The organism is Streptomyces dysideae, from assembly GCF_001514305.1.
GTDB lineage: Bacteria > Actinomycetota > Actinomycetes > Streptomycetales > Streptomycetaceae > Streptomyces > Streptomyces dysideae.
This window is the reverse complement of sequence record NZ_KQ949126.1, coordinates 50,123-58,207: the sequence shown is the minus strand read 5'-3', so window position 1 is coordinate 58,207 and position 8,085 is coordinate 50,123. Positions and strand designations below refer to the sequence as shown.

Annotated in this window: 7 protein-coding genes; 3 read left to right on the top strand and 4 right to left on the bottom strand. The window is 69.5% G+C overall.

The genetic code is table 11. The features are described from left to right. On the bottom strand, nt 1-458 hold a 458-nt coding region (locus AQJ91_RS44500; RefSeq protein WP_067034741.1), incomplete at its 3' end, for a MaoC family dehydratase. Nucleotides 459-584: 126 nt separating this feature from the next. Between AQJ91_RS44500 and soxR the strand changes: the two genes are divergently transcribed. After that, complete coding sequence (gene soxR / locus AQJ91_RS44495; protein ID WP_067034728.1) at nt 585-1,061, top strand: redox-sensitive transcriptional activator SoxR; 477 nt, start codon at nt 585-587, stop codon at nt 1,059-1,061. 248 nt (nt 1,062-1,309) lie between these two features. Further along, on the top strand, nt 1,310-1,759 hold the full coding sequence (locus tag AQJ91_RS51330) for a hypothetical protein (protein WP_234383409.1): 450 nt from the start codon (nt 1,310-1,312) through the stop codon (nt 1,757-1,759). On the opposite strand, the gene AQJ91_RS44485 is transcribed toward AQJ91_RS51330, so the two are convergent. Next, nucleotides 1,701-2,306, bottom strand: coding sequence for a hypothetical protein (locus AQJ91_RS44485; protein ID WP_067034722.1), 606 nt, complete (start codon nt 2,304-2,306; stop codon nt 1,701-1,703). The two genes, AQJ91_RS51330 and AQJ91_RS44485, sit on opposite strands and share 59 nt — an antisense overlap. A 221-nt stretch (nt 2,307-2,527) precedes the next feature. Between AQJ91_RS44485 and AQJ91_RS44480 the strand changes: the two genes are divergently transcribed. Next, nucleotides 2,528-5,311 (top strand): penicillin acylase family protein, encoded by a 2,784-nt coding sequence (locus AQJ91_RS44480; RefSeq protein WP_079085673.1) that lies wholly within the window; start codon nt 2,528-2,530, stop codon nt 5,309-5,311. A gap of 18 nt (nt 5,312-5,329) precedes the next feature. Here AQJ91_RS44480 and AQJ91_RS44475 read toward each other — a convergent pair whose 3' ends face one another. Both AQJ91_RS44475 and AQJ91_RS44470 read right to left on the bottom strand, forming a co-directional pair. Further along, nucleotides 5,330-6,646 (bottom strand): serine-threonine protein kinase, encoded by a 1,317-nt coding sequence (locus AQJ91_RS44475; RefSeq protein WP_067034720.1) that lies wholly within the window; start codon nt 6,644-6,646, stop codon nt 5,330-5,332. A gap of 118 nt (nt 6,647-6,764) precedes the next feature. Then, nucleotides 6,765-8,003 carry an exo-beta-N-acetylmuramidase NamZ family protein gene (locus AQJ91_RS44470; protein WP_067034717.1) on the bottom strand — a complete coding sequence of 413 codons (1,239 nt, stop codon included), beginning with the start codon at nt 8,001-8,003 and terminating at the stop codon, nt 6,765-6,767. Nucleotides 8,004-8,085 lie beyond the last annotated feature (82 nt).

The following is an 8,085-nucleotide window of genomic DNA, read 5'->3' as shown; positions in this document are numbered from 1 at the left end:
AGGTAGTACCGCGAGACGGACTCCGCGACGCACACCGGCTTGTCGCCGCCCTCGCGCTCCACGGTGAACGCGACGGTGACCTGGACGCCGCCCGCGACGTCGTCGACGCCAGTGATGGTGGCGGTGGCGCGGAGTCGGGAGCCCACCGGGACGGGAGCGGGGAAGCGGACCTTGTTGGTGCCGTAGTTGACGCCCATCCTCACACCCTCGACCTTGATCAGCTGCGGGCCGAAGAGCGGCAGCAGTGACAGGGTCAGATACCCGTGCGCGATCGTGGTGCCGAACGGCCCCACGGCCGCCTTCTCCGGATCGACGTGGATCCACTGGTGATCGCCGGTGGCGTCCGCGAAGAGATCGATCCGCTTCTGGTCGATCTCCACCCAGTCGCTGTATCCCAGTTGCTCGCCCACCGCCGCCTTCAGGTCGTCGGCGGAGGTGAAGATCCTCGGCTCTGCCATGTCGCTGGCCTCCCGGTCGCACACTCGTCATGTCGGGCATCAATGCTAAGCAACTGCTTAGCATGCTAGGGGGTGGAGTCCCTGTCAACGGACCGGGGGAGTGAGGCGGTAGGTAGGGTCTGAGGGGTGCCCCAGATCCCCGAGAAGATCCACGAGCTCACGGTCGGCCAGCTCGCCGCCCGGAGCGGCGCCGCCGTCTCCGCCCTGCACTTCTACGAGTCCAAGGGCCTGATCGCCAGCCGCCGCACTTCGGGCAACCAACGCCGCTACAGCCGGGACACCCTGCGCCGCGTCGCCTTCGTCCGCGCCGCCCAACGCGTGGGCATCCCCCTGGCGACGATCCGTGACGCCCTGGCTCAACTCCCCGAGGAACGCACCCCCACCCGCGAGGACTGGGCCAACCTCTCCGAGACCTGGCGCTCCGAACTGGACGAACGCATCAAACAGCTGAACCGCCTCCGCGACCACCTGACCGACTGCATCGGCTGCGGCTGCCTTTCCCTGGACACCTGCGTCCTCTCCAACCCCGACGACGTCTTCGGCGAACGCCTCGCGGGCTCACGCCTGATGGTGGAACGGAAGGGGAGCGCGGGGAGGAGGTAGCCCGCGGACAGCCGGATCCGTCTGCCTGCGGGCGGTTGTGCCGTTTGGGGTGGCGCCCGTCCCAAGGAGAGGCGGCACCCCGTCAGCGCCGGGCTGCGTGCCCCCCGCACCACCACCGGGTACTGACAAACCCGGCCTCACTCGAACTCCGTCCCACCCTTCCGCGTCAGATACGCCGGACGCACGGCCTTGGCGACAGCCCTCCCCCCAGTCACCGGGTCCCCACCCACTTCGAGGACCACGCCGCCGTGATGCGCCGCCTGCTGCCGCAGACCGCACGGGCGATGGCGGACGGCAGCATGGAAGGCGTCGGCTCGGGCACCAACGGCCTGAGCCGCGTGGACTGGCGGGCGCGGCCCGCAGACCAGGCGGCCGCCGTCGAGACGTTCGTCCTCGCCTGGTGGCAGGACGTCCTCACGACACCCGAGCCGCCGTACCCAGTCCACGACGTGTTCGAGACGTGCGCCACGATCCTGGGAGACATGACCCCGCTGCTCGACCGCTTCGACGCGCATCCGGTGACGGACACGCATCTCGTGAGCTGCGCCGACACCTGGCTCTACGACCTGATCACCGACTGCTCGCAACGGCAGCGCCGACAAAGGGGGGTGCGGCATCCCCGGCGCACCCCCGTCGTACCTAGGCGGACACCAGCAGTCGCCGTCCGCGCCTGGACTCGGCCAGGGCCTCGGGCGTGAGCACCGGACGCGGTACCACGATTCCGCAGTCCGTGCAGACCGGGCCCGACGACGGTTCATGGGCCAGGTCGTACTTCCAGATCAGGCGCTCCCTGCCGCACACCGGGCACTCCGCACCCGGTTCGCGTTCCAAAGCGGAGATCAGCCGGCGCAGCACCTCGGCCAGTGGTTCATGGGGGTGGACACGCGGGTCGTCGCACCAGGCGACACCGAAACCGCCCCAGGTCAGGCGGTGCCAGTCGTCCACGCTGCCCGGCCTGCGCAGCCCGTCGTGCTTTTCCTTCCGGCGCCGCTCGGCGAACTCGACCTCGTAGGCCAGCCAGACCGAACGCGCCTCTTCCAGCTCGTCCAACGCGGCCACGAGCCGCGCAGGATCGGGGGACCGGTCCTCCGGACCGAACCCTGCCCGGGAACACAGATGGTCCCAGGTCGCCCTGTGCCCGTAAGGAGCGAACCGCTCAAGGCACTTGCGCAGTGAGTAGCGCCGCAGCGCCAGGTCGCACCGCGGATCTCGCACCTGTCTCGCCAGACTCCGGAAACCGGCCATCGCCCTGCACCTCCGTCACACCTGCACCTGCACTTCGGTCACTTCGGCGTCGTCGAACGGACGTCGCCGAATAGACGTATCGACAAGCGATTTGGCTCCATCCGATTTCCGATGACCTCCATAAGCCGGTCGCGGTGACTTCAAAAAGTGACGCATGTTCATCTTCAATCTCGGGGATACCGGCGGTAACGTCCGGCCCACCCCCGTCGGTAGGAGCTGCCATGCCACGGCGTCCCTCACGCACCGTCCTTGACAGACTGAGAACTCCCCGCGCAATCCCCGGGTTCCTGAAGACCGCATCCGTATGCGCACTCATGGCCGGTCTTTTGACTCCTGTTTCCCAAGTGGCGGCCGCGGCCGAGGTCACAGCCGCGAACGACTACTGCGGTAACCAGTGCTCCGACATCCTGCCGCCGGGCCAGAACGGCAACGCCACACTCGCCCAGATCCTCCTCAACCAGGCTTTCGGCACCCAGCCCGACCACGCCGGGGACCAGCTCGGCCCGTACGCCAACCTGGCCAAGGGCTACCCGACGCTCACCAACGCCACGATCAACACCTTCTTCAACGACGCCTCGTTCGGCGTCCCGTCCGATCAGGTCGCCTCCACCGTGAAGCCGGCCGGCCGCGGCGACGTGACGATCGTCCGGGACAAGAAGACAGGCGTGCCGCACATCACCGGCACCACCAGATACGGCACGGAGTTCGGTGCCGGGTATGCGGCGGCTGAGGACCGGCTGTGGCTGATGGACGTCTTCCGGCACGTCGGCCGCGGTCAGTTGACCCCCTTCGCCGGCGGCGACCCCTCCAACCAGGGCCTGGAACAGGAGTTCTGGCGCCACGCCCCGTACACCGAGGCCGATCTCCAGGCGCAGATCGACAACGCCGTCGCCACCAACGGCGAACGCGGCCGGCAGGCACTCGCCGACGTCAACGCCTACATCGACGGCATCAACGCCTACATCGACGCCTCCGACAGCGGCCGCTACTTCCCCGGCGAGTACGTCCTGACCGGCCACAAGGACTCCGTCACCAACGCAGGCACGATCGAGCGCTTCAAGCCCACCGACCTGGTAGCGCTGGCCTCGGTGATCGGCGCGCTGTTCGGCTCCGGCGGCGGGGGCGAGGTCAACAACGCGATCTCGCTGCTGGAGGCCCAGGAGAAGTACGGCGTGGCCGAGGGCACCAAGGTCTGGGAGTCGTTCCGCGAGCGCAACGACCCCGAGGCGGTCGTCACCGTCCACGACAAGAGCTTCCCGTATGCCTCGAAGCCCGACGACCCGCAGGGCGAGGCCCTGCCGGACGCCGGTTCGGTGGCCGAGGAACAGCTCGTCCACGACCGTACGGGCAGCGCGGCCGGTTCCGCCGCCGCGACCGCCTCGACGACGGCGACGAAGACGGCCATGTCCTCCGCGCGGCGCGGTATGTCCAACGCCCTCGTGGTGAGCGGCGAGCACACCGCCAGCGGCCACCCGGTCGCCGTCTTCGGCCCGCAGACCGGCTACTTCGCGCCGCAGCTGCTGATGCTCCAGGAGATCCAGGGACCGGGCCTCAGCGCCCGCGGCGCCTCCTTCGCCGGTCTGAGCATGTACGTCGAGCTCGGCCGCGGCCAGGACTACTCGTGGAGCGCGACGACCTCCGGCCAGGACATCATCGACACCTACGCCGTCGAGCTGTGCCAGGACGACTACCACTACCTGTACCGCGGCACCTGCACGGCGATGGAGAAGGTCGAGCAGAAGAACGCCTGGAAGCCGACCACGGCCGACGGCACCGCGGCGGGCTCGTACACGATGCGGGTCTGGCGCACGGAGTACGGCCCCGTCTCGCACCGCGCGACCGTCGACGGCAAGAAGGTCGCCTACACCACCTTGCGCTCGTCCTTCCTGCACGAGGCCGACTCGATCATCGGCTTCCAGATGCTCAACGACCCGGATTATGTGAAGGGACCGCAGGACTTCCAGAACGCGGTGCAGCACATCAACTACACCTTCAACTGGTTCTACGCCGACTCCGAGCACACCGCGTACTACAACAGCGGCGACAACCCGGTGCGGGCGACCGGCGTCGACGCCGAGTTCCCGGTGTGGGCGCGGCCGGCGTACGAGTGGCGGAACTGGAACCCGACGACGAACACCGCGCAGTACACCCCGGCGTCGGCCCACCCCAACTCCATCGACCAGGACTACTACATCTCCTGGAACAACAAGCAGGCCAAGGACTACACGACCGCGCCCTGGGGCGACGGGTCCGTGCACCGCGGCAACCTGCTCGAGGACCGGGTGAAGAAGCTGGTCGATGCGGGCGGCGTGACCCGGGCCTCGCTGGTGAAGGCGATGGCCGATGCGGGTCTCGCCGATCTGCGGGCGGAGGACGTACTGCCGGACCTCCTCAAGGTCGTCAACAGCACGCCGGTCACGGACTCCACGGCCGCGGCGGCGGTGAGCAGACTGCAGACCTGGCTGACGGCGGGCGCCAAGCGCACGGAGACGTCGGCGGGTTCGAAGAGGTACGCCGACGCCGACGCGATCCGGATCCTGGACGCGTGGTGGCCGCTGCTGGTGAAGGCCGAGTTCGAACCCGGCCTCGGCAGCGACCTGTACACGGCCATGACCGACAACCTGCCCATCGACGAGTCCCCGTCGGCCGCACACGGCCCGACCGGCTCCCATGCCGGAAGCTCCTTCCAGTACGGCTGGTGGAGCTATGTCGACAAGGACATCCGGGCGGTGCTCGGTGAGTCGGTGCAGGGACCGCTCGCCCAGAAGTACTGCGGCGGCGGCAGCCTGAGCGCCTGCCGGGACCTCCTGATCAGCACCCTGAAGGAGGCCGCCGGCAAGACCGCGGCGCAGGTCTACCCCGGTGACGAGCAGTGCTCGGCCGGCGACCAGTGGTGTGCCGACTCGATCGTCCAGCGCGAGCTGGGCGGCATCAAGCACGGCAAGATCAGCTGGCAGAACCGGCCGACGTACCAGCAGGTGGTGGAGTTCACGTCGCACAGGTGACGTACGGCTGGCGGCGGGTCAGCGGATGCGGCCCGCCGCCAGCACCACCCGTGCCAGCTCCCTGTGCACGATGTCGCTGTGCGCCCCGGCCGGCGGCCCACCGCGCTTCACCACCGCCGCCGCGTCGATGTTCACGCACCCCGACGCGGGCAGCTTCGCCGTCAGCGCCTCGGCCAGGGTGAACGCCCGCGTCCCCGGCACCGCCTGCACCCCGTCGTGCCCCATCGCCCCCCACTTGGCGCCCAGCGTCCGCCCGATGTCCAGGGCCATGACCCCGCGCGCGTCGCCCGCCATGCGCGAGGCCAGCGGATACATGGTGCTCAGCGCCGAGTCGTGGCGGGAGTAGCAGCACACCAAGGGGCCGTCGATGCGGTTCTGCTGGCCCTGCAGCACACCGCCCGCGCGCGGGTCGTGCGGCAGCCGGGCCGCGAACGCGTAGTGCGAGAAGGCCCCTTGGAGCAACGTCACCGACTTCACCGTGCGCACCCCCTCGGGCAGCCCGCGCAGCGCGAACGACACCAGTCGCCCGCCGAAGCTGTGCCCGACGAGGTGCACCCGCACCTTCGGTGCCCGCGTGGCGAGTTGCCCGACCACCCGGCCGAGCCCGCGCTCGCCGACCGTTCCGGCGCGCCGCTTCATCGCGTAGTACGTCGCCTGCCGCAGCAGCTCGTGCGCGCCGTCCCACGGGTTGGGCAGGCTGAACGAGGCCGCCCCGGCCGGGGCTTCGAAATGCGCCAGCGCCTGCGCGAACTCCTCGCACAGCGCCGCCGCGGACCCCGAGAACATGTCCGGCTCGTCCTGCGGCACGCCCTCCACCAGGGTGTCCGCGGTGAACAGCGCCTGCGGCCCCGGCGGTACGACGTCCACCAGCATCCGTACCAGCCGCCTGAACTCCTCCAGCTCCGACTCCTCGCGCGGCTGCTGGTCCAGCAGCCGCGCGATCTGGTCGATGACGGTCGCCCGCCCGGGGAACGTCTCCAGCAGCGCGTGCCGCGTGTCCTTGTCGAGCGCCGGCCGTCGGGGCGTCTCCGCCGCCACGGCCCGCGGGAAGTCCGGGATCGGCTCGTCGGAGAAACGCATCGACGGCCAGACCACGCCCACGTACCCGATCCTGGCGTCCGGAGCGAGTTCCGGGACCGGCGCGAAGAAGCGGTCGTAGAGCCGCGTCGCCCCCGAGCGGTCGTTGTTCCAGCCGTGCGCGAAGACCACCAGGTCATGGATGCCGCGTTCGGTGACCTCGGTCAGCAGCCGGTCCCGTCTCCCGCGGTCCGGGTCTCCGTCGGCGTCGAAGGTCAGCTCCCAGTAAGGAGTCACGCTCACTGCCGGATCCGCCATGACAGGCCCCCTCGTCCCCGTAGAGGTGCGATACGGGCGCATCGTCCTGCTACCGGGCGAGATTGGCCATACGTCGTCACTCATCCGGAGGAGTCACTGGGAGCAGTCACTTGGCGCGTCACTTGTAGAGGAGGTACTCCCTCCGTACCCGCCGGAACGCCGCCAGCTCCTCCTGCCAGCCCGCCACCACCTCGTCGGCACTCGCACCGGCGTCGATCATCGTGCGCACCCGGGTGGAGCCGGTGAGCTTGTCGATCCAGTGGTCGGAGCGCCAAGTGAAGCCGCTCCACACCTTCCTGGCGGTCACCAGCAGCGCGATCCCCGTGCGCACGGGGTCGTACGCGGCCCGGTCGTGCACATGGATCTGTACGCCCCCGATGGTCCTCCCCTGGAACTTCGAGAACGTGGGCGCGAAGTAGGCCTCCCTGAAGTGCACGCCGGGCAGCCCGAGTTGGTTGGCCTCGGCGGCCCAGCGCCCGTCGATGCCCTCGGCGCCGAGCAGTTCGAACGGCCGTGTCGTGCCGCGCCCCTCCGACAGGTTCGTGCCCTCGAAGAGACACGTCCCCGAGTACACCAACGCGGTGTCCGGCGTCGGCATGTTGGGGCTCGGCGGCACCCAGGGCAGCCCTGAGGCGTCGTAGAACTCCGACCGCTTCCACCCCGACATCAGTACGGTCTCCAGCGGCACCGGCGTGGTCAGGAACTCCCCGTTGAACAGCCGCGCCAGCTCCGCGACCGTCATGCCGTGCACCTGCGAGATGGGCTGCCGTCCGACGAAGGTCGCGAACTCCTTGTGCAGGACCGGGCCCTGGGCCGCGCGTCCGGTCACCGGGTTCGGGCGGTCCAGCACGACGAAGCGTTTGCCGGCCAGCTGGGCGGCCTCCATGCAGTCGTAGAGGGTCCAGATGTACGTGTAGAAGCGGGCGCCGACGTCCTGGATGTCGAAGACGACCGTGTCCACGCCGGACGCGGTGAAGATGTCGGCGAGGGGGCGGCCGCTCTTGAGGTACGTGTCGTAGACCGGGAGGCCGGTCGCCGGGTCGTCGTAGCGGCCCTCCGAGCCGCCTGCCTGGGCCGTGCCGCGGAAGCCGTGTTCGGGACCGAAGACGGCTCGTAGGTCTACTCGGTCGTCTGCGTGCATGGCGTCGACGATGTGGTGAGCGTCGCGGGTGATGCCGGTGGGGTTGGTGACGATACCGACGCGCCGGCCGTTGAGGAGTGCGTAGCCTTCGGCTGCCAGCCGCTCGAATCCGGTACGGGGTTTTCGGTGGCGTTCGGCCGTGGCCGCGGGGGGTGCTGCGGAGAGTGATGCTGCTGCCGTTGTCGCTGCGAGTAGGGCTCGTCTGGATAGGCGCATGGCGTGCACGGTATGCGCTCCCGCAGGTGGTGTGGAGGCCGCGGGTTGTCTGTGGCTGGTCGCGCTCACGCGGCGGAGCCGC